This window comes from Streptococcus sp. HMSC034E12 (assembly GCF_001835915.1).
GTDB classification, from domain to species: Bacteria; Bacillota; Bacilli; order Lactobacillales; family Streptococcaceae; genus Streptococcus; species Streptococcus vaginalis.
Genome location: NZ_KV826449.1, coordinates 23,489 through 44,424 on the forward strand (window position 1 = coordinate 23,489; position 20,936 = coordinate 44,424).

At 39.9% G+C, this 20,936-nt stretch carries 15 protein-coding genes and 4 pseudogenes; 7 read left to right on the top strand and 12 right to left on the bottom strand.

Translation table 11 applies throughout. From position 1 onward, the window contains the following. Position 1: 1 nt before the first annotated feature. Together HMPREF2574_RS06650 and HMPREF2574_RS06655 are read left to right on the top strand one after the other, a co-directional pair. The gene (locus tag HMPREF2574_RS06650) at positions 2-1,336 is read left to right on the top strand and encodes an ATP-binding cassette domain-containing protein (RefSeq protein WP_070812334.1); all 1,335 of its coding nucleotides are present in this window, start codon (positions 2-4) and stop codon (positions 1,334-1,336) included. After that, positions 1,333-1,986, top strand: a complete 654-nt coding sequence (locus tag HMPREF2574_RS06655; protein WP_024052438.1) for an energy-coupling factor transporter transmembrane component T — start codon at positions 1,333-1,335, stop codon at positions 1,984-1,986. The genes HMPREF2574_RS06650 and HMPREF2574_RS06655 overlap by 4 nt, the downstream gene beginning before the upstream one ends. A gap of 68 nt (positions 1,987-2,054) precedes the next feature. Here the strand turns inward: HMPREF2574_RS06655 and dexB are convergent, their stop codons facing one another. Continuing rightward, the gene (gene dexB, locus HMPREF2574_RS06660; protein ID WP_024052439.1) at positions 2,055-3,662 is read right to left on the bottom strand and encodes a glucan 1,6-alpha-glucosidase DexB; all 1,608 of its coding nucleotides are present in this window, start codon (positions 3,660-3,662) and stop codon (positions 2,055-2,057) included. Between the two features lie 222 nt (positions 3,663-3,884). Here dexB and HMPREF2574_RS06665 point away from each other — a divergent pair, with 222 nt between their 5' ends. Both HMPREF2574_RS06665 and HMPREF2574_RS06670 read left to right on the top strand, forming a co-directional pair. Next, a complete protein-coding gene (locus HMPREF2574_RS06665) occupies positions 3,885-4,793 on the top strand; it encodes an ABC transporter ATP-binding protein (RefSeq protein ID WP_024052440.1) in 909 nt (302 codons plus the stop codon). 13 nt (positions 4,794-4,806) lie between these two features. After that, entirely contained in the window at positions 4,807-5,565 is a 759-nt protein-coding gene (locus HMPREF2574_RS06670) for an ABC transporter permease (protein WP_024052441.1), read from the top strand. Positions 5,566-5,615: 50 nt separating this feature from the next. Here HMPREF2574_RS06670 and HMPREF2574_RS06675 read toward each other — a convergent pair whose 3' ends face one another. From HMPREF2574_RS06675 to HMPREF2574_RS06700, 6 genes and pseudogenes are all read right to left on the bottom strand, one after another. Then, positions 5,616-6,482, bottom strand: a complete 867-nt coding sequence (locus HMPREF2574_RS06675) for a sensor histidine kinase (RefSeq protein ID WP_024052442.1) — start codon at positions 6,480-6,482, stop codon at positions 5,616-5,618. Between the two features lie 2 nt (positions 6,483-6,484). Beyond that, a complete protein-coding gene (locus HMPREF2574_RS06680) occupies positions 6,485-7,162 on the bottom strand; it encodes a response regulator transcription factor (RefSeq protein ID WP_024052443.1) in 678 nt (225 codons plus the stop codon). A 201-nt stretch (positions 7,163-7,363) separates the two neighbouring features. Continuing rightward, positions 7,364-8,803 (bottom strand): 6-phospho-beta-glucosidase, encoded by a 1,440-nt coding sequence (locus tag HMPREF2574_RS06685; protein WP_024052444.1) that lies wholly within the window; start codon positions 8,801-8,803, stop codon positions 7,364-7,366. A 254-nt stretch (positions 8,804-9,057) separates the two neighbouring features. Then, positions 9,058-9,910, bottom strand: a pseudogene (locus tag HMPREF2574_RS06690) (alpha-hydroxy-acid oxidizing protein). Positions 9,911-10,165: 255 nt separating this feature from the next. Continuing rightward, positions 10,166-11,299: pseudogene (locus tag HMPREF2574_RS06695) on the bottom strand (thiamine pyrophosphate-binding protein); the annotation flags it as partial. 1 nt (position 11,300) lies between these two features. After that, a pseudogene (locus HMPREF2574_RS06700) lies at positions 11,301-11,930 on the bottom strand (HAD-IIB family hydrolase); the annotation flags it as partial. 354 nt (positions 11,931-12,284) lie between these two features. Between HMPREF2574_RS06700 and HMPREF2574_RS06705 the strand changes: the two are divergent. Next, positions 12,285-13,430, top strand: coding sequence for a cobalamin-independent methionine synthase II family protein (locus HMPREF2574_RS06705; RefSeq protein WP_024052449.1), 1,146 nt, complete (start codon positions 12,285-12,287; stop codon positions 13,428-13,430). 289 nt (positions 13,431-13,719) lie between these two features. Here HMPREF2574_RS06705 and HMPREF2574_RS06710 read toward each other — a convergent pair. Together HMPREF2574_RS06710 and HMPREF2574_RS06715 are read right to left on the bottom strand one after the other, a co-directional pair. Then, positions 13,720-13,929: pseudogene (locus HMPREF2574_RS06710) on the bottom strand (VOC family protein); the annotation flags it as partial. Continuing rightward, on the bottom strand, positions 13,919-15,358 hold the full coding sequence (locus tag HMPREF2574_RS06715; protein ID WP_024052450.1) for a glycoside hydrolase family 1 protein: 1,440 nt from the start codon (positions 15,356-15,358) through the stop codon (positions 13,919-13,921). The gene HMPREF2574_RS06715 and the pseudogene HMPREF2574_RS06710, both read right to left, overlap by 11 nt. A gap of 111 nt (positions 15,359-15,469) precedes the next feature. Here HMPREF2574_RS06715 and HMPREF2574_RS06720 point away from each other — a divergent pair, with 111 nt between their 5' ends. Both HMPREF2574_RS06720 and HMPREF2574_RS06725 read left to right on the top strand, forming a co-directional pair. Continuing rightward, positions 15,470-16,339 (top strand): AraC family transcriptional regulator, encoded by an 870-nt coding sequence (locus HMPREF2574_RS06720; protein WP_024052451.1) that lies wholly within the window; start codon positions 15,470-15,472, stop codon positions 16,337-16,339. Positions 16,340-16,353: 14 nt separating this feature from the next. Further along, positions 16,354-16,863 (top strand): HXXEE domain-containing protein, encoded by a 510-nt coding sequence (locus HMPREF2574_RS06725; protein ID WP_070812335.1) that lies wholly within the window; start codon positions 16,354-16,356, stop codon positions 16,861-16,863. A 79-nt stretch (positions 16,864-16,942) separates the two neighbouring features. Here the strand turns inward: HMPREF2574_RS06725 and HMPREF2574_RS06730 are convergent, their stop codons facing one another. The 3 genes from HMPREF2574_RS06730 to HMPREF2574_RS06740 form a co-directional block, all read right to left on the bottom strand. Continuing rightward, a complete protein-coding gene (locus HMPREF2574_RS06730) occupies positions 16,943-18,202 on the bottom strand; it encodes a CapA family protein (RefSeq protein WP_070812336.1) in 1,260 nt (419 codons plus the stop codon). Between the two features lie 159 nt (positions 18,203-18,361). After that, positions 18,362-20,284 carry a beta-glucoside-specific PTS transporter subunit IIABC gene (locus HMPREF2574_RS06735; RefSeq protein WP_070812337.1) on the bottom strand — a complete coding sequence of 641 codons (1,923 nt, stop codon included), beginning with the start codon at positions 20,282-20,284 and terminating at the stop codon, positions 18,362-18,364. 319 nt (positions 20,285-20,603) lie between these two features. Beyond that, positions 20,604-20,927: a PTS sugar transporter subunit IIA gene (locus HMPREF2574_RS06740; RefSeq protein ID WP_003070913.1), complete on the bottom strand. Its 324-nt coding sequence runs from the start codon at positions 20,925-20,927 to the stop codon at positions 20,604-20,606. Positions 20,928-20,936 lie beyond the last annotated feature (9 nt).

Genomic DNA, 20,936 nt, shown 5'->3' on the forward strand with positions numbered 1-20,936 from the left:
GATGAAACTAACATTAGAACACATTTATTTTAGAGATGTCTTTAAAGATTTAACCTTCGCCTTTGAAACAGGCAAAATGACACTCTTAATTGGCGATACCGGTGCTGGCAAATCAACCCTTTTTCGGATTTTAACGAATTTCAATGAACTAGACTTCTCTGGAGAGGTCAAACTAGGTGATACACTACTATCTCATTTACCTATTCATAAACGAGTCACCTACCTCAGCATGATGTTTCAAAATCCAAGCCGTCAATTCACCATGCCAACTCTCTATGAGGAATTGATTTTTACCTTAGAAAATCTCCAAACACCCTCTGACCAGATTGATGAAAAAATCCAGCATGCGATTGCACTTGGCAAAGTAGAGCACCTGCTTCATCGAGACTTTCTGACCTTATCTGGTGGAGAAAAGCAACAAGTCTCTCTGGCGGTTCTGTTGGCTATGGATTCGCAGATTATTCTATTGGACGAGCCCTTCGCTTCTGTCGATCAAGAAGCACGCAAGCGCTTGATTCATTTACTATCAGATTTGACAAAAATGGGGAAAATGGTGATTCTGTGCGACCACGACCGCAGTCTCTATGCGGACTGCGTTGACCACCTTGTTGAATTAAAAAATGGGGAACTTTTTGAACGAGATGTAGCTCTTTTAAAAAAGGAACTCCCAAGCTATCAGCTGGCATGCGAAAATACCCAGCGGAATCCTCTCTTACAATTACAGCACGTTTCCTGTCAATTTGACAAAAAAATACTTTTTACAATTGAGGACTTTACTTTTCAACAAGGTATTACAACTCTCATCGGAGCTAACGGTGTCGGCAAGTCCACTCTCTTTCGTGCTATTTTGCAATTGCAAAAATACAAAGGCAATATGAGTTATCAGGGGCAAAAACTCAAGAAAAGCAAACTATTGTACCGCCATATTACTGCCGTTGTTCAAGATGCTGAAAAGCAATTCATTCAGACGATCCCCGCAGAGGAATTAAACCTGCCCTCTCTTTCCAGTGAAAACCAAGCAAAGGTACAAGAAGCCCTGGATTTATTTGGCTTAGAGGACAAAATGGATTCTAGTCTTTTTCACTTGAGTGGTGGACAGAAAAAAATCATTCAATTATTGGCTATCTTGACCTTGGAAACTCCTGTCATACTCATGGATGAGCCCTTTACTGGCTTAGATAAAAAAGCCTGTGATTTTTTTGCTAATTGGATTAAGGAAAAAGCTGCACAACAGAGCTTTATTATCATTTCTCATCGTTTGGAGCCCTTGGACGGCATTAGTGATCATTTGGTAGAGCTGACGTCTCACGGGCTGACAGAGAGGAGAGCGCTATGAAAAAAGAAGAAACAAATGTCCTAGCACTCTTGCTCCTTCTCATTGTATTGACGCTAGAAATTTCCTTTGTCCGCTCAACATGGCTCAACTGCGCTATTGTCGCAGGAACACTTATCTACCTTACTTACCTTAGCAAATGGTGGGGCATTCTTTGGATGTTCCTTCTTCCATTGCTTCCAGCGTTGGCAAATTTCTGGGCTATCCAGCTTCACGGCGACAAAAATCAAGCGATTGTTCTTTTTACGCGCTCCTTTGCTTTAGCGGCTCTGGGAATGACCTTTTTATACGGCGTCAATCTCAATCAACTCTTGCGCTATGGACATCAAAAAGGGCTTCCGAGTCATTTTACCTACGGACTGCTCGTTGTCTTAAACGCCATTCCAGTCATTCAAAAAGAAATCCAAGCTGTTCGCGAAGCTAGTCTCTTGCGAGGTAAAACCTTACATTTCTGGTCGCCAATCTTTTATATCAAAGCAATTTTTATCGCTTTCAACTGGCGAGATTCCTATGTAGAAGCTATGTACGCCCACGGATTTGATGAGACTATCAAGCGAAGCTATTACCGACATTTAGAAACACCAAAAAGCACCACCCTTGCTTGCTTCTTGATTTTCCTCCTTATCAATTTGACTCTTTTGATCCCAAGATAGAACTCGACATAAAAAATACTGTGGAATTTCTCACAGTATTTTTTATGTCTTTGTTCTTGCCAATCTTTCTACTCAATTTCCACACAAAAAGCATCCCAGCCCTGTAATTTATGGGTTTGAAGTATCTTAGTTACATCTGTGTTAGCAATCAAAACTTCCTTTACAGTATTTTCCAAGACAAAACTTTGCTCTTCATTTGAGAAGTTCATCACGATCAGATATTTCTTTGTTGTCGTTTCTCGTAAATAAGCAAACACCTTATCAGCCGTTTCAAGTAGTTTAAAATCTGCTGTCACCAACCAATCATTGTCTTTTCTCAATTGAATTAATTTTTGATAAGTATAAAAAATAGAATTTGAATCTTCCAGAGCTGCTTCTACATTGATCGTTGAATAGTTAGGATTGACAGCTAGCCAAGATTGACCGGTTGAAAAACCTGCCTGTTGATGGGCATTCCACTGCATGGGTGTGCGAGCATTGTCCCGCCCAATCGCGCGAATACTTGCCATAATATTATCCAGCGGTACCCCCTTTTCAAGGGCTTCACGAGCATAATTGAGAGATTCAATATCTTCCACTTCTTCCAAGGTCTTAAAGGGATAATTAGTCATACCAATTTCTTCTCCTTGATAAATGTAAGGAGTGCCACGCATCAGATGAAGTAAAATTGCCAAAGCCTTGGCTGACTTCTCGCGGTATTTCGTAGCATTTCCCCAGATAGAGACAACACGCGGAAGGTCGTGATTATTCCAAAAGAGCGAATTCCAACCCTCTTCTACGCCTAGTTCATTTTGCCACTTAGCAAAAATCTCTTTGAGCTTAGGAACGTCCAATTCATCTGCCACATCCCATTTGGGTTGATTCGGTTTGTATTGAAGACCAATGTGCTCAAATTGGAACACCATGGATAATTCATGATTCTTTGGATCGGAATACTGCTTTGCAATTTCAGGAGTGGCACCCCAAGTTTCGCCAACTGTCAGTAAATCCTTCTCCCCAAATGTTGCACGGTTCATCTCCTGCAAGTAAGGGTGCAACATTGGTCCGTTATTGACAATTTTCTGGCCGGGTACTTTGCCAATCATGTCAATCACGTCCATACGAAAACCACCAATTCCCTTGTCAATCCAGAAATTCATCATCTTGTAGATTTTTTGACGTAGGGCTTCATTTTCCCAGTTGAGATCAGGTTGTTTTTTGCTAAAGAAGTGCAGGTAATATTGTCCAGCTTTTTCATCATATTGCCAAGCAGAGCCACCAAAAATAGAGTCCAAGTCATTCGGCTCATCTCGCCAGATGTAATAATTGCGCTCCAGGCTATCTGGATTTTCACGCGCCTCTACAAACCAAGCATGCTCATCAGAAGTATGATTGACCACCAAGTCCATGATAATTTTAATATCGCGCTTCTGCCCTTCCGCAATCAAGTTCTCCATATCTTCCATAGATCCGAAAATATCCGCAATTGCTTCATAGTCCGCAATATCATAGCCATTATCATCCATCGGACTCTTGTAAACCGGAGAAAGCCAAATAGCAGTAATCCCAAGTTTCTTCAAGTAATCCAATTTACTTGTAATTCCTTTTAAATCACCAATTCCATCTCCATTACTATCCATAAAACTCTTTGGATAAATCTGATAAATCACGGCATCATGCCACCATTTTCTTTGCATTATGCATCTCACTTTCATCTTTTTCACCTTCCATACTATATAATCTTTCACTTCTTTGCAAGCGTTTGCGTTGAATTTTAATTTCTTTTTGGTATGTAAAAATTTTGACTCTGTCAATTTTAGAAATATTTGAGAATTGCTTGAGACTTATTTGACAAGCATTTTGTATACTAAATAGCGAAAAAAGGGGAACTCTACGATAGAAAAAATGGAGGTCACGTTATGGAAACTGTTGTAAATGTGAAACACATCAGCAAGAGATTTGGACAACAACTCGCTTTGAATGATGTCAGTCTCACCGTGAAGCAAGGAGAAATTTACGGGCTAATTGGGAAAAATGGAGCTGGTAAGACAACGCTTATCAAAGTGATTACCCAGTTGATTCAGCCCAATAGCGGTACGGTCGCTCTCTTTGGCTCTTCTAATAAATCCGAATGGACGCACGCTCTCAAACGAGTTGGTTCTGTCATTGAAGCACCCGCTGCTTACAATCACTTGACGGCTTATGAAAACTTAAACTATTGCTGCAAGATACGGCATATCCCAAATGCGGACAAGGTTATCCGAGAAACTCTCTCTTACGTCGGACTAACCAATACTGGCAAGAAAAAATTCCGAGACTTTTCTCTTGGAATGAAACAGCGCTTGGGCATTGCTATTGCTCTTCTGTCAAAACCAGATTTGATAATTTTGGATGAACCGATTAACGGGCTTGACCCTGTCGGAATCAAAGAATTCCGCCAGTTGGTGCAACGTCTCAATGAAGAATTAAATATGACCTTCATCATTTCCAGTCATATTTTAAGTGAACTATACTTGGTCGCTACAAAATTCGGCATCATTGAAAATGGTCATCTCATCAAAGAAATTACGAAAGCAGAATTTGAAGAGCAAAATGAAGATTATATCGTTTTGAAAACAAATAATCTTGCTGAAGCAAGCAAAATTCTTCACGATCAACTAGGTTACCGCCTCAAAGTTGTAAACGCAACAGACGAGCTGCATATTTTCACTCACTCACACGAAATTAACAAGATTATTCAAGAGCTAGGAAAGGCGAATATTACTATCAATGAAATCTACTATGCTCGCCAAGATTTAGAAAAATACTTTACAGATTTAGTAGAATAGAGGGAGGTTTATCATGTTTCATACTATTCAAGCAGACTTTTATCGTCTTTTCCGTTCAAAAGGTTTTTGGATTACAGAAACCCTTTTTATCACCACGCTCTTATTAGGTGTGTTCTATGGTGTCATAGGCAATGTCGGGGTCCATACAGATACAAAAGCTTTAGAAAAACTGGGCGACAACGGAGGCTGGACTGGTTTTGAGGCTATCACCAAAACTTCTGATAATTTTAGTAATACCATTATTTTTACTATTATCCTTGTTGTTTTATTGATTGGAATTGATCTCACTCAGAAATTATATAAAAATTCTATCACTAGTGGTATCTCACGGACAGAATTCTATTTGTCTAAGTTCTTTGTTCTGGCAAGTCTCATCGTACTCCAATTGATTCTAACCTATTCCTCATTTATTCCTGCTACACTCATCAATGGCATTGGAACCGCACCCAAACATTTCCTTTCTAATTTTCTCATTACGATAGGGGTTCAATTTATTTGTACGCTTGCTTGGGTTAGTCTTATTTCTTTCGTACTGTATGCTACAAATTCTATTATAGCTGCTATTTTCACCTATTTTGTCGGCGCTTCCCTGCTAGGTTTGCCAACTGCCTTTTACCCAGATATTGACTGGTTAAAATACTTGAACATGCAATTCTATTTTGACATGGTTTCTAAACAGGATATGGTCTTCAAAACCATAACCATCGCTCTTCTCATCACACTTCTTTTTGCATTTAGTGGTTTGCAAGTGTTTAAAAGAAAAGATTTATAACAAAAGAAAACAGCTAGTCAAATGATTAGCTGTTTTTCTGTATAAAATATTCACAAACGGATAAGCAATCCAAACCATTCTCCTTCAGTTTTCATGGTTAAATCACCGCCAAGAATATCTACCAGTTGTTGAGTGATATAAAGTCCTAAACCAGAGGATTCTTCCATGTTAGAGAGATTTTCAGAATAAAAGCGATTGGTTAATTTTTCCAAATGCTGAATTGGTTGACTGACAATATTTTTTACACTTAAAAGAATAGCCGCATCTTTTCGGATTAAAGATAGCTGGGCAGTTTCCTTTCCATGCTTGAGGACATTGCTCAACATATTTTGGACAATCCGCTCTAAAATTTCTGGATCTGACTTTATTACTAACCCCTCCTGCAAATTTACTTGCAATTCAATTCCTTGCTTTTGAAAGGCATCATAAAAAGGAAGCATTTGCTTTGCAATCAGCTTGGAAATATCTATTTGTCGAAATTGTGGTCGAACAGCACCTTCCATAAGACGACGGTATTCCATGAGCGCTTCTAAACGATTGGAAACAACGGACAGATTGGTCGCAATTTTCAACAGCTGTTCATTTTCTTCTTTTCCCTTTATAAGCTTTTGGGTATAGCCACTAGCAATGGTCAAGGGTGTGCGAATATCATGAGCAATATTGCTAATCGCCATATCTAAGGTTTTCTTTTCCTGACGAGCTATAAAACGTGTCTGCTCTACTTCTTGAAAGAGCTTTTCAACTTCATTTGCCAACTCAACAATCGTTTGGCTGTGGTTTTGAGGTGCCAAACGAATTTCACTGCTTGTTTTTCGTTTTTCTCGAATCTGTGCCGCCAGATTTCTCACTGCCAAATGATAACGTAACAGCAAAATTCCAAGCAGACTGATGAACATAATTAGTATAACATCAAGCATTCTCAGCCCTCCTTGAGCCGTACACCTAATCCCCAAATTGTTTCTATATATTCTTCCGAATCATCTACTTGTGCCAATTTCTTACGAAGATTGCTGAGATGAGTGTTGAGCGTGTTGTCTCCCGGCAAATATGCCTCTTCCCAAATCAACTCAAACAGTTCTTCCTTTGTGTAAATTTTCTTCGGATGATGAAGCAAGGTTTGAAGTATCTGATACTCTTTCTTGCCTAAACGAACCCGTTTCTCGCCATTGACTACTTCAAATGTTTCTGATGAAAGACGGATATTTTTTATCCCTTGAATTTCCGTCGCTTGCTTTTGTGAAAGATGATTGCGCAGCTGCACCGTCACACGCGCAAAAACCTCGTCTAGATCGAACGGTTTGACAATATAATCATTAGCGCCGTCCAACAGATACTGACTAACCAGCGATTTCTCACCCAAAGCTGTCAGCATGACCACTGGAATCTGACTGTTTTTGCGAATTTCTGCCAAGACCTGATCACCGTTTTTCCCTGGCAGCATAATGTCCAGCAATACCAAATCAATTGCTTCCTGCGCAAAAAGCAGCAACCCTTCCGTTCCAGAATAAGCCGAGAAAACTCTGTGCTCAGTTTCAAATAAATCTTTTAAAATGTCATGAATATCGTTGTTATCTTCGATGATTAAAATAGTAGCCATATTACATCCATTTCCAGTAAAATCTCTTATCCATAGTGTAACAAGGAAAAAGACGGAAGTCAACGGAAAGCAAAAAAAGAGAGTGGGATGACGAAATCAAGTTTCTACGAAGCTACTGATTTCTGCCCCACTCTCACCGAATTCTTGAAATAAGAGAGCCGATTAAAATGATTTTAAATTTTGTCTCACGCCCCAATTGCTCTATTTCACACTTGCCCCGTTAGTCGCAATGACTTCCTTATACCAATTGAACGATTTTTTCTTGGAACGTTTAAGTGTGCCCTTCCCATCGTTATCCCGGTCTACATAGATGAAGCCATAGCGTTTTTTCATCTCACCGGTTCCAGCGGAAACGAGGTCAATACAGCCCCAAGTGGTGTATCCTAGAAGTTCTACACCGTCTACATTAATCGCATCGCGCATAGCCTTGATATGGGCTGCTAGATAGTCAATACGGTAGTCATCTTCGACATAGCCATTTTCATCTGGCGTATCAACTGCTCCCAGCCCGTTTTCCACGATAAACATCGGCTTTTGATAGCGATCCCAGATGACGTTAAGGGTAATTCGCAAGCCCAGCGGATCAATCTGCCAGCCCCACTCAGAAGATTTTAGGTAAGGATTCTTAAGCGAGGCAAAGATATTTCCGGCAGTTTTTTCATTGACCTTTGGATCACCAGAAGCCACACGGCTAGAATAATAAGAGAAGGAAATAAAATCCACCGTATAGGTCTTTAGCAAGTCTAGGTCTTCTTTTGTCATTTCAACCTCAATACCCAAACGCTCCCATTTCTTCTTGGCATAGTTTGGATATTCTCCTCTGGATTGGACATCGATGAAGAAATAGCTTTCCCGATCTTCCTGCAAAGCTGCCCAGTAATCTGCCGGATTGGCTGTATTTGGATAATACTGACCAGCTGCCAGCATGCAGCCAACCTTGTTTTCAGGATCAATCTCATGAGCCAACTTGGTCGCAATAGCTGAGGCCACCAATTCATGATGAGCTGCTTGGTATTTGACCTGCTCTTCATTTTCCCCTTCTTCAAAGTAAAGTCCTGCTCCCATAAAAGGCGCATGGAGAATCATGTTGATTTCATTGAAAGTCAGCCAGTATTTGACTAGCCCCTTGTAGCGGGTAAAAAGAGTGCGGCAGAGGCGCTCGTAAAATTCCAGCATTTTGCGGCTGCGCCAGCCCCCGTATTCCTCAATCAAGTGCATAGGACAGTCAAAGTGGGTGATAGTCACCAAGGGCTCAATGCCATACTTGTGGCATTCCTTAAAGAGGTCTTCGTAAAATTTCAAGCCTGCTTCATTGGGCTCCAGCTCATCTCCTTTTGGAAAAATCCGAGACCATGCGATAGAGAGTCGATAAGTCTTAAAGCCCATTTCGCCAAAAAGCGCAATATCTTCTTTAAAATGATGATACATATCAATGGACTCTTTTGCCGGATAGAAATAGCCTTCCTCAAAGTCAAACATCTTTTTCTTACCAGCAATAATCGGGAAACGATCCGCACCAATCGGCACCACATCGACATTTGCAAGGCCTCTACCATCAACATCATAGGCCCCTTCACATTGGTTGGCAGCGGTCGCTCCGCCCCATAAAAATCCATCTGGAAAAGTCAATTTTTCTGTCATTTTTTCCTCCTTATAATATAAAACGTTTTCTACATTTTATATTATAACAAACAAATAAGAAATTTTCTTATAAAAAACTGTCAAATAGTGATACTATTCTATTTTCCAAGTGCATTAATGACTTTTGCTAACTTTTGTCATTTAGAACTGAACATTTTTATTAAAATCGGATATCTGACTTCATTTCTCTATCGCTTAGCATAACAAAACTCCCTTTGAAACGCCAAAGAGAGTTGGATGATAATTTATCCATTTTAGTACAATTTCAAATCCCGTGGGTCTATTGGGAAAGTTGGATTATAAGGATTATGACGAAGTTTGAAGTGTTTTACTTCTTCAATCGTTTGAGTACCAGATAATTGCATCACTGTTTTTAATTCATCATTGATATGCTCAAAGACTTGGCGGACACCAACACTACCACCAAGAGCTAGACCATAAATCACAGGTCGTCCAATGGCCACTAAATCTGCCCCAGAAGCGAGTGCCTTAAAGATATGCTGACCACGACGGACACCTGAATCAAAAACAATTGGTACACGTTTATCAACTGTTTCAGCCACTTCTTGCAATGAATCAAATGCTGTCGGACCGCCGTCAATTTTCCGTCCACCGTGGTTGGTCACCCAAATACCAGAAGCACCGGCATCAAGCGAGCGCTCTACATCTTCACGACATTGTGGACCCTTGACATAGACAGGAAGGTCTGAGTAAGACCCGATAAATTCCACATCACGAGGGGATAATTTTTGCTTAGCTGATTTGTAAACGAAGTCCATTGTCTTGCCTGCACCATCAGGAAGCCACTTCTCCTTGTACATTCGCCAGCTTATGATCCGCTACCGGAGCTAGAATAATTGGAGACGATAGTTTATCTCCGTCAAATTCAATCTCTGTACTTGGATTTTCCACATTGCGAAGCGTATGAGGTACGATTAGCTTATGGTTAAAGGCACGAATATTTTCCCGCAGAGTAAAAGTATCTTCGGCTCCACTTGCAATATAGCCAAATGCAGCTTTGGGAATGACCTTCTGAGCCATGGGCTCTAAATCATAAGTGTTAATGAAATCAACTGGACCTTCAGCACTACTAGTTTGGTAAGACATAATGTTTCCTCCTATCTAATGCATATCTGCAGAGAAAGTCAGATTGAACTTTCGAGAAGCAAACGCTTTCATTTTTTCGAAACAAAAAATTCAATCAGTCTATCTAACAGATCAGAATAATAAGAATTTGTATAAAATTTATACCAATTTAATAAAGTGAAACAGCTTCTACAATTTATAGTAGAGTTAGAGAGGGATGCCCTCCCGCTCTAACTACTATAGACAGTGGTAAATTAAGATAAGCTGTGGATCACGTTATGGCTTGACACCATATTCTTTGAAATAAGCTGTAATAGGTCGCAGCTCTTGCCCATCATAAGCCGCAAAGAATTCTTCTGGACTCATTTGACCATGTGTTTCTTGATAACCAGTAGAAATTTTTTCTACAAAGTCACCATCAACAATATCCAATTCCAACTCTTCCACAGGGATACCACATTTGTCTGTGATTTTAGCATCAATCAAAACAGGCTTTCCAGATTTTGAAACTTCAAGTGCGCGGTCAAATGCAGCTGGCAATTCCTCTAAAGTTTTAACTGTTATTCCCTCTACTCCCATTCCTTCTGCGACTTTCGCAAAATCTACTTCGTAGAGATCTACGCCTGAAAAGTTCATGACCAAATCTTCCTGTTCAGACTTGATAAAGTTGAGTGAATTATTAGAAGTGATAATATTGATAATTGGCAACTGGTATTTGACTTGGGTCGTCAGATCTTGCATGACCATTGAAAACGCACCATCTCCAGCAATATTGAAAACTTGACGATTTGGAAAACCAAATTGACCTGCGATAGAAGCTGGTAAGCCATACCCCATCGTAGCAAAGAGAGCTGAAATTGTCCATTTCTTCTCTGATGTAAAGTTTAAGAAGCGGAAGCTATTGATAATATTGTCCCCAACATCAATACCATAGACAGCATTGGCATCTGAAATGTGGTTGATTTCGCGATAAACTTGCTCAAACTCTAGTGGTCCGTCTGCTTTTTGCATTAAACGTTCCAGATAAGCTTTCCAATCTTTCATAGCTGCCACACTTGCTTGATAAAATGGTTGTGGAGCGACTGCTTCACTACGTTCCAAGGCTTTTTTCAGAAAACTTCCAGAATCTGATAAAATTCCTAAATCCAAGTAGTGATGACGACCAAAATTAGCAGCATCAATATCAATAGAAACAAACTTAAAATCATGAGAACGATAAACTAAGTTGGCAAATGGGAAGTTTGTCCCAAGAGCAATCACCAGATCAGCTGCCGCAAAAGCTTCATCACCAACCTTAGAGGCGGCACGATTCAATGTTCCTAAGTTGGCTTCAAAGTCATCTGGAATTTTGCCCTTAGCCAGACCCGCTACAGCAATCGGAATTTACAATTTTTGAGACAGTTCTATCAATTTTTTGCATCAATTGCTCTACCCCCCAAGCTTTATGGATTCCTTTTTGCAAAATGTCAATCGCTCCATAGCCGCTTGTGACTGCATTTAATGTGTCTGCAAAATCCTGATTGAGCTGTCGAGTAGCCTGAACTGCTACTTGCTCGTTTACCACCATACTCATTTTCAGAACTTGCGGAAAATCGTCTGGACGTAATGTTTCGACAAAGTTTATCTTTCGGTAAAATTCTTGCGCCATTTCTGCTGTCATGACTTTTTCAATCATAGGGAAAATCGTTCCCGTTTTGACAAAAGCGCCATTTTCAGCTGTGACAACGAGGTGCACATCACGTTCTCTCCCTTCAAAGTAAGACAAGACCTGTGCCACTAGGTCTTGAGACCAACATGTCCCCAGCAGTACCTCGTTTTTATCAAAAATCCGCGCACCATTTGCAACAATCAAGGTCACGCGCTCCAACAAATCACCAAATAACAAGTGCATTCGGTGAATTTCGTTGCCCGTTGCCACCACAAACCGAATCTCCCGCTTGTCCAGCTCATCCAATATATTTTTCAACCGACTTCGATCGAATTCCCCTTTTTCATCTAAGAGCGTGCCGTCCATATCGGTCACAACCATCTTAATTGTCATGTTATCACCTCTAACAATCATCCATTTCAAATTCAAATCTCGTCGTTCATTTATTTCATGATGACAACTATCCTTTTGCTATTTCTGTAATTTTGCTCGGATAATACAGTACAGGATTGGCTACATTTACATCCTATTTCAAAAGGATTATAGCACATTTAAAAAATAGTAAATAAACCTTTTTCTTCTATTTTATCAAAAAGAGGGGTGAAAAAGAAACAATTGTATTCAAGCAAGGATTGGTCGTTTTAGATATAGTTTTAAGCTATATCCCTTCCTCTAAATTAACTATTTTTCAAAAGTGCTTAGCTTGTGTACAATAAAAAGTAAGAAATTTAGAAAGAGGCTTTTGACATGACACAATCAAAATTTCAACTTGTTGGCTCTCTTCTTCGCCCAGCCAATCTCCTTGCCTACAAAAATAAAATCGAACATCGTGATGATATTCACTATCCATTTTACGACAGTTTTCCCGGCTATCTTGAAACAGAGACAGCAGCGATAAAAAAAGTGATTGCTGATGAAAAGGCAAACGATATTGATATTCTGACAGACGGCGAATACTCGAAATCAATGTGGCACTTAGACTTTGTTTGGGGTCTTAAAGGCATTGAGCGCTACATTGCTGACCATGGTTACACTTTCCAAGACCATGATGGCGGACAGTACGAGACCCGCAAAGACATTGGTATCCGTATCACTGAACCTCTTTCAGGGAAGAATCATCATTTCTTAGACATTTACAAATTGCTCAAGGAAGAAGCTGGTAATACGCAAACCAAATTAACCATTTGGGGTCCTGCTCATGCTTACACAGAACTGGCTATCTTTGATGGGCTAGCTGGCGATGATCAAGTTTACAAAACAAATGAAGAATTAAAGGCCAGTCTCATCAAGGCTTACAAAGAATTCTTGACAGAATATAAAGAAGCTGGCGGTGAAATTATCCAGTTTGACGACTGCCTCTGGGAACTTTTTGACGAATCAAATCCTGCTTCATTTTTTGCCGATGGCAATGCTGCGCTGGCTGATTTAGCTGATGAATTCATTGCAATCAATAACGAAGTGGCTGATTATGGACATCAATTAGGACTGAAAGTTTGGACACACAACTGCCGCGGAAATTATGAAAGCCGTTCGGCATCAGGCGGAACTTATGAAGCCATTGCGGAAAAATTCTTACGTGATCAACACTATGACCGCTTTTTCTTAGAATGGGACAGTGATGTATCTGGTGATTTGAAGGCTCTTGCTTCTCTTAAAGATAAAGATGCCGAAGTTGTTCTTGGACTTCTTTCTAGTAAGACAACTGATCTAGATGATGAAGAACGTGTACTTCGTTTATTAGAACAAGCCAGCACTATCCTTCCTAAGGATCGTCTCCTGCTGTCACATCAATGCGGTTTTGCTTCCTGCGATTCAGGCAATGAACTAGCTATTCCACAACAATGGGCCAAAATCAAACAAGGTCAAGAAATCGCTAAAAAGTTTTGGGATTAAGTTGTACGTGACGACATCTTATGACTGTTTAGTAAATCCTTATAAAACGCTAGACAAACTTCTTTTTGAGGTTTGTCTTTTTAACTTTCAAAAATAAATACGACTGAAAAAAAGTAAAATCAAAATGATTTCTCTATTTGGCAAATTTTTAAGGTAAAAACAACAGAGAGCGGCACTTGGACATTTTCCTCCTGATATCTATGTTACAACTTTCAGTTCATTTGTTTAACACGAAAAAGGAGGTTGGGACAAAAGTTCCCAGCCTCATGTATTTTATCGTTTAGCTTGCAAAATGCAGTGGTTGGTTGTTATCCGCTAAACCTTCCTTTCGGGTCATGATTTCCAATCTTGCTCCTTCGTCAAAGCTGAGGAAGTAAGATTGAAAACCTGTTTTCTGATTATAGTAAAGCTGGTTACTTTTTGCCTCAAAATACGTTTCAAAGAAGCGTTTAGCCCCTTCTACATCTCGAACATAAAGGGCTGTATGTTCAATCTTCATAGAGTTTTTCTCCGTTCGTTGCAATAACTTCTTTATACCAATCAAATGATTTTTTCTTGTAGCGATCCAAAGACCCTGTTCCATCGTCGTTGCGGTCAACATAGATAAATCCGTAACGCTTGCTCATCTGAGCTGTTGAAGCAGACACGAGGTCAATACAGCCCCAAGTGGTATAGCCCCAGAGCTCAACACCATCTTCAATCGCTTCGCCGACCTGTTGCAAATGTTGTTTAAGATAATCAATACGATAATCATCTTCAACAGTTGGACCATTAGGGCCATCCACCAAGACATCTTTAGCACCGAGACCATTTTCTACGATAAAGAGCGGCAATTGGTAGCGGTCATAGAAAGCATTGAGGACCAGACGCAGACCGATTGGGTCAACTTGCCACCCCCATTCTGAAGCAGTTAGATAAGGGTTTTGCAGACCACCTAGAACATTTCCACGACCAGAAGAATAACTTTCTGGATCATGAGCTTGAACCACACTCATATAATAAGAGAAGGAGATGAAGTCCACGGTATGTTCTGCCATCAATTTCTTATCACCCGGCGCAAATTGAATCTCAATTCCATTTTCCTTGAAGAAACGGTTCATATATGCTGGGTATTTTCCACGCACATGAATATCTGAAAAGAGATAGTTTTGATTTTCAAACTCACGGGCAGCCAGTACGTCCTCTGGTTTTGGCGTCATCGGATAAGCCGGCATGGCCAGTACCATACAACCAATCTTAAAGTTTGGATTGATTTCATGCCCAATCTTCGTTGCAAGAGCTGATGCCACTAGTTCGTGATGAACTGCTTGATAAAGATCTTGCTTGGACAATTCTTCTACGGGTGTTGCAATCCCTCCGCTCATAAATGGCGCATGAAGAACGGAGTTGATTTCATTAAAGGTCAACCAATATTTCACCTTGTCTTTGTAGCGAGTAAAGACAGTGCGAACATAGCGCTCATAAAAACCAATCAAATCACGATTTGCCCAACCATTGTACTTGCGTGCCAAGTGTAGCGGTGTTTCATAGTGCGACAAAGTCACTAAAGGCTCAATACCATATTTTGCCAATTCATCAAAGAGATCATCATAAAACTTTAGACCTGCTTCATTTGGCTCCGTTTCATCACCATTTGGGAAAATCCGTGACCATGCAATGGAAGTACGATAGACCTTGAAGCCCATTTCTGCAAAAAGGGCAATGTCTTCTTTGTAACGATGATAAAAGTCAATCCCTTCTAATTTAAGATTGTCTAGTGTTGGCTCATCTGTAATCAAAGGATTGAGATCACCTGCTTTAGCTGGCATGCCGCCTTTTGGTGTCACATCTTGAACTGAAAGACCTTTCCCGTCCACATTGTAAGCTCCTTCGTATTGATTGGCAGCTGTTGCACCGCCCCAAAGAAAATCTGCTGGAAATTTACTCATGACTTTTACCTCTTTTATTTTTTACTTAATTATATTATAATCTTAGACAAGAGTATTTTCTAACACAATTCTCTTATAAATTGGTATTATTCTACGAAAGAGGCAACACTTATGGATCTGAGAACATTACACAAAGATATCGTTTACAAAACTCAAGGCACTCCTTATTCTCTCACACGAACCATTACAAAAAACGGTCAGCCGGACATTCTCTTTCATTGGCATACGGATGTTGAACTGGTTTATGTTCATGAGGGAACTGCGCAGTTTCACATTGATTATGATTACTTTAATAGTGAAGCAGGTGATATTATCCTCATTCGTCCCAATGCTCTTCACTCCATTCACCCGATTGAAAATCGTCGCCACTATATGGATGCAATCAACTTTCATTTAGACTTAATGGGCTATTCTGCGATGGATCAAGCTAGTATTGAATATTTGCAGCCGCTTTATAATGGTCAGCTGGATTTTGTTCGTGTCATCAAGCCCAATCAGCCAGCCTATGCAGACATTCGGCAGTGTCTACTTGATGCCATGAAAACAGGCTATTATCGTACAGAGTATTTTGAATTTCAGCTCAAAGCCCAGCTCAACCAACTCTTTTTTCTCTTATTTGAAAATGGCTATGTGATTTCAAAAGAGCAATCCTTAGAAGGCTATCGCAAGGAAGAAAAAATCCGTACCATCATTGACTATATCGGTAGTCATTATCAAGAGGAACTAACGATTGATCAGCTTGCTCAAATTTGTGGTTACAGCGATACCCATTTCATGAATTTCTTTAAGAAACATCTTGGGGTATCTTGCATGGAATACGTGATTCAATTTCGCTTGCGAAAAGCGGCTGAACTCTTGCAACACTCTACCTTGCCCGTCCTAGAAATTGCTACACAGTCTGGCTTTAACAATCTCTCCAACTTCAATCGTCAGTTTAAAAAGTATTACCAAATAACTCCTAGTCAATATCGGAAAAAATAACAAGGAGACATTCAATGAAAGATACTATCTGGTTGTTTCCGCTGCTATTCATTTTTCATGATATAGAAGAAATCATCGGCTTCATGCCATGGATAGAGTGGAATGAAAAACTACTGGAGAAAAAAGCTGTCTTCATTTTAAATACCCACAAAAGCTTATCCACAGAAGGTTTCGCACTAGCCGTGGCAGAGGAATTTGTCGTGGTATCCCTCATTTCTTTCTTTGCTCTTTTTTACCACACCCGCCTACTTTATCTCATCTGGCTGGGAGGATTTGTGGCTTTTGCTCTTCATTTGGTGACTCATATCCTGCAAGCTATCTGGCTTAGGCGCTATATCCCAGCTCTTGCGACCTCTATCCTATGCTTACCAGTTAGCAGTATTATCATTTGGAAAACCACCACTTTACTTCATATCAACACAATTGAACTTCTTGTTTTCAGTCTCATTGGCGTTCTCATCATTATCAGCAATCTCTTTTTTGCACTCTGGTTAGGTAAACAGTTTTCCAAGTTGATGAGCTAGAACCACTTTAAAATATTCAAAAACGCTTAAACGTTGTCTACAGCAAGACTCATTTAAGCGCTTTTTATTTTAATCTCAACTATTTATCCCATTTCAAATTTACATGCTCATTCATTTCCTGATAAGCCGTATCAATTCGTTCTTTGGTAGCTTGGTCTAATTGATTACGGTATTTTCCACCTTCAATGAAATCTTCTAAAATATAGGTCTGGTAGGTGTAGAGAGGATAGCCTTCCGGTGAATACGTTCCTTTCGCCACACGACTCACCCAACTCGGATGTGCCTGTACCTCCTTGATAATCGTCCCTTTCTTTGATTTTTCAACCGTCACGTCCATGAGCACGCCGCTTTCTGTCCATTTCTTATTTTCCACACCGTCCATCGTCTCAATTCGCTGATTGGAGATGAAATTACCCATAGAATAGATAATGAATTTCTTTTGTCCATTTTGTTTGACGACTTCTGACGGCTCAACGACATGCGGATGTCCGCCGAAAATAATGTCCGCTCCCCATTTGATCATCTTATGATAAAGAGTGACTTGCTCCTGTGTCGGTTCCAATTGATATTCAACCCCCATCTGAGGCATGACAATGGTAATATCAGCCTCTTTTTCGGCTCGCTCAATTTCTTTTTTCATCTTTTCTTCATTTAAATCCGACAAATGATGATTGTAGTCTACATGAGAGATATTTTCCTCTAAGCCATTAAACCCATAGGAATAAGCTAAGAGCGCAATTTTAATCCCATTCACTTTTTTAATCACAAGTGAGGTTTTATCCCTATTTTTATGTGTATAAACCCCAATCGGTGTAATTCCTTGCTGCTCAAATGCTTTTGCCGTTGAAAAAACACCTTCCAATTGAGAATCTAAAATGTGATTGTGTGCCAAATCCACAACTTGATAACCAGCATCTTTGATAGCTGACACCACCGACTCTGGCGCATTGAACAGTGGGTAACCCGCCAAAGGATAATTTGGTCGGATAGTCCCCTCGAAATCTCCTAATACCAAGTCCGCCTTTTTCAGCCAAGGTTTGACATATTGATAATTTTCTGTGAAATCATACGTCCCATCTGACTGTAAGGCGCTCATATATAGAAGATCATGATATAGCAGATCTCCATTTGCCATGATACGAGCCGTCTGTACACCATTTGGGGTAGAAGACATTTTTTTCTTTTGTACAATACTTGTTTTTGTCGGCTTTGTCTTAACGCTATCGTTTATTTTCTCAGCTAATAAAATCCCACTTGCTACTAAAAACACTACGCAAAGCAAGCCTAAAATAAACTGCCAATTAGTTGCTGACTGTATTTTTCGTTCTGATCTTTTCATGTTCCATTCTCCTCTATCTACATTGTAGCACAAAGAAGCAAACATGACGCAGGAAATGATAAATAATAAAAAGGACAAAGCATGCTTGTAGTAGCTCTAGTTGATTTTTTCGACCAACTGTTTTGGAACTCTACAAATTTTGCTTGTCCTTTTCTTAGATTATTTACTTACTTTCAGCAAATCATCGCCTAGTTTCACATCGCCGCCAGCTAATGCTTCAACTGTCTTATAATCAGCTGTATTGGTTACAATGATTGGAGTTGTAACAGGATAACCTGCTTTTTTGATAGTATCTATATCAAAGCTTAGCAATAATTGACCTGCCTTGACCTTTGAGCCTTGAGTAACATGTGCCATAAAGCCTTCTCCTTCAAGAGCGACTGTATCCATGCCCACGTGAATCAAGATTTCAGCGCCATCATCAGTCGCTAAGCCAATCGCATGGTTGGTTGGGAAAAGCAGACGAATCACACCGTCAGCAGGAGCGACAACTTCGCCAACGCTAGGCTCAATTGCTATCCCTTGACCCATTGCACCACTTGCAAAAACAGCATCAGGCGTATCTTCGAGTGCGACCACTTTCCCGCTAAACGGAGCTGTGATGACTTGCTCAGGAGCAATCTCTTCAACTGGCAGACTGATTTCTTCAGCAGCGACTTCTTGTGCCCCATCATAAAGAGTTGGAATTTTTGTAAGTTGAGTCAATACAAATCCAAGAACAAAGCTGATTGCAATTGCTACAAGGAAGTGAATGAGTAATAGTGAGTCTTTTGGATCAATGAAAGACGGAATCGCAAAGAGTCCCATTCCTCCCATTACTTGCATTTTGGCATTAAAGAAAGCGAGATAAGCCCCTTGAACTGCACCAGCAATACAAGTCATAATAAATGGTGTTCGCATTGGCAAGGTAATCCCGTAAATAGCTGGTTCTGTTACCCCAAACAAAGCTGAGATAAAGGCTGGAATAGCCAATTGTTTGACTTTTTCTTCTTTTGTACGCAAGAAGATATTGAGCAATGCTCCTGCTTGCGCAAAGCAAATAGCAATAGAAGCTACAAGAATGACACCTGGTCCTTTTTGTAATTCCAAAATTGCAAGCGGCACCAATCCCCAGTGGAGACCGAACATAACCAGCACTTGCCACAAAGCACCCAGAATAATTCCATAAATAATTGGGCTGAAGCTATAAATACCTGTGAAAATAGCACCGACTATATCAGAAGCCCATGTCATGACTGGTCCAATGACAAGAAATGATAACGGTACAGTAATTAAAATTACAAAGAATGGAACAATAAAGACTTTGACAACATCTGGAATGATTTGTTTAAAGAATTTTTCAATTTTTGAGCCGACCCAAATTGCTAGAATGATTGGCAATACAGTTGATAGATAACTAGAAGCAGGGAAGATAATCGGCAAACCTAAGAAAGTTGCGTAGATTTTTGACTCAATAAAAGTTCCTGCAAATAGCGTATAGAGTGGTTTGGCACCTGTAAAGCTGGCTGCGATATTTGGATAGACCAAGGCAAAGCCAATCGCAAGCGCTGTGAATTTTTCCATTTTAAACCGCTTAGCAGCAGTCAAAGCCAGAATCAATGGTAAGAATTGGAAGAATCCGTCACCAGCGGCATTTAAGATGACATAAGCACCGTCTGTCGACTTAACACCACAAGCTGCCATAATGGCAACTACACCTTTGATCATACCAGCTGCAGAAAGAGCCCCCAGCATTGGTTGGAAAAGTCCTGAGATCAAGGCGATAAATCGGTCAAAGAGATTGCCTTGCGGAACATCTCCTTCATCCACATCAATACTATCCTCACCAGAAATATCTGCTTCCTTAATGACCGCCGCATACACATCTGGCACGTGGTTCCCAATCACCACTTGGTATTGTCCACCAGCTTTTACAACCGTTACAATACCGTCTCTATTTTTCAAGTATTCCGTATCTGCCTTGCTCTCATCTTTCAGAGAAAAACGCAAACGCGTCACACAGTGCACTAACTTGATGATATTTTCCTTACCACCAACGTGAGCAACAATATCCTGAGCTAAGTCAGTATAATCTTTTGCCATAATGGACCTCCTTTATTTTTTAGGTCAGCTGTGTTGTTGCACATATAAATATAGAACAACGGTAACAAAAAAACCTAAACACATACCAAATAGAAAGTAGCTTTCCTACCTTATATCTCGTATTTGTCTAGGTTTTGCCTGCATGACCAGTAACAATCCGTAAATTAAGTATAGCACAAATTTATTTTATTGCAAGCGGTTTCCAAAACTTTTTTAAATAATTATCAGGTGATAAATAAAATAATCGTCTGTTAATTATTTAAAAAAACTTTGACAAGTCGTTCAACCTATCAAAGTTCTTAAAGAGAATGTTATTAGATTATTTAACCATTTGATTTAGTCGTTCATACACTGCAACAACTTCTTTTGCTAAATCAATAAACGTTAAGCTCGTCATCAAGTGATCTTGAGCATGCACCATCAAAAGACTGAGCTCAATTTTTTCACCTTGAGCTTCTTGTGTCAGCATCACTGTCTGTGACTTGTGTGCTAAAACTAATGCCTCATCTGCTGCTTTTAACTTTTCATGTGCTTCTTCAAAGAGACCGTTCTTAGCTTTTTGAATCGCTTCAAAAGCATTGCTCTTCGCCTCGCCACCATACATAATGAGGGACATGATACTTTCTAAATTTGAATTTTCCATATCAATCTT

Coding starts and splice junctions, on each gene's coding strand:
- HMPREF2574_RS06650 (WP_070812334.1), top strand. CDS start 2: ATGAAACTAACATTAGAACACATTTATTTTAGAGATGTCTTTAAAGAT.
- HMPREF2574_RS06655 (WP_024052438.1), top strand. CDS start 1,333: ATGAAAAAAGAAGAAACAAATGTCCTAGCACTCTTGCTCCTTCTCATT.
- dexB (WP_024052439.1), bottom strand. CDS start 3,662: ATGCAAAGAAAATGGTGGCATGATGCCGTGATTTATCAGATTTATCCA.
- HMPREF2574_RS06665 (WP_024052440.1), top strand. CDS start 3,885: ATGGAAACTGTTGTAAATGTGAAACACATCAGCAAGAGATTTGGACAA.
- HMPREF2574_RS06670 (WP_024052441.1), top strand. CDS start 4,807: ATGTTTCATACTATTCAAGCAGACTTTTATCGTCTTTTCCGTTCAAAA.
- HMPREF2574_RS06675 (WP_024052442.1), bottom strand. CDS start 6,482: ATGCTTGATGTTATACTAATTATGTTCATCAGTCTGCTTGGAATTTTG.
- HMPREF2574_RS06680 (WP_024052443.1), bottom strand. CDS start 7,162: ATGGCTACTATTTTAATCATCGAAGATAACAACGATATTCATGACATT.
- HMPREF2574_RS06685 (WP_024052444.1), bottom strand. CDS start 8,803: ATGACAGAAAAATTGACTTTTCCAGATGGATTTTTATGGGGCGGAGCG.
- HMPREF2574_RS06705 (WP_024052449.1), top strand. CDS start 12,285: ATGACACAATCAAAATTTCAACTTGTTGGCTCTCTTCTTCGCCCAGCC.
- HMPREF2574_RS06715 (WP_024052450.1), bottom strand. CDS start 15,358: ATGAGTAAATTTCCAGCAGATTTTCTTTGGGGCGGTGCAACAGCTGCC.
- HMPREF2574_RS06720 (WP_024052451.1), top strand. CDS start 15,470: ATGGATCTGAGAACATTACACAAAGATATCGTTTACAAAACTCAAGGC.
- HMPREF2574_RS06725 (WP_070812335.1), top strand. CDS start 16,354: ATGAAAGATACTATCTGGTTGTTTCCGCTGCTATTCATTTTTCATGAT.
- HMPREF2574_RS06730 (WP_070812336.1), bottom strand. CDS start 18,202: ATGAAAAGATCAGAACGAAAAATACAGTCAGCAACTAATTGGCAGTTT.
- HMPREF2574_RS06735 (WP_070812337.1), bottom strand. CDS start 20,284: ATGGCAAAAGATTATACTGACTTAGCTCAGGATATTGTTGCTCACGTT.
- HMPREF2574_RS06740 (WP_003070913.1), bottom strand. CDS start 20,927: ATGGAAAATTCAAATTTAGAAAGTATCATGTCCCTCATTATGTATGGT.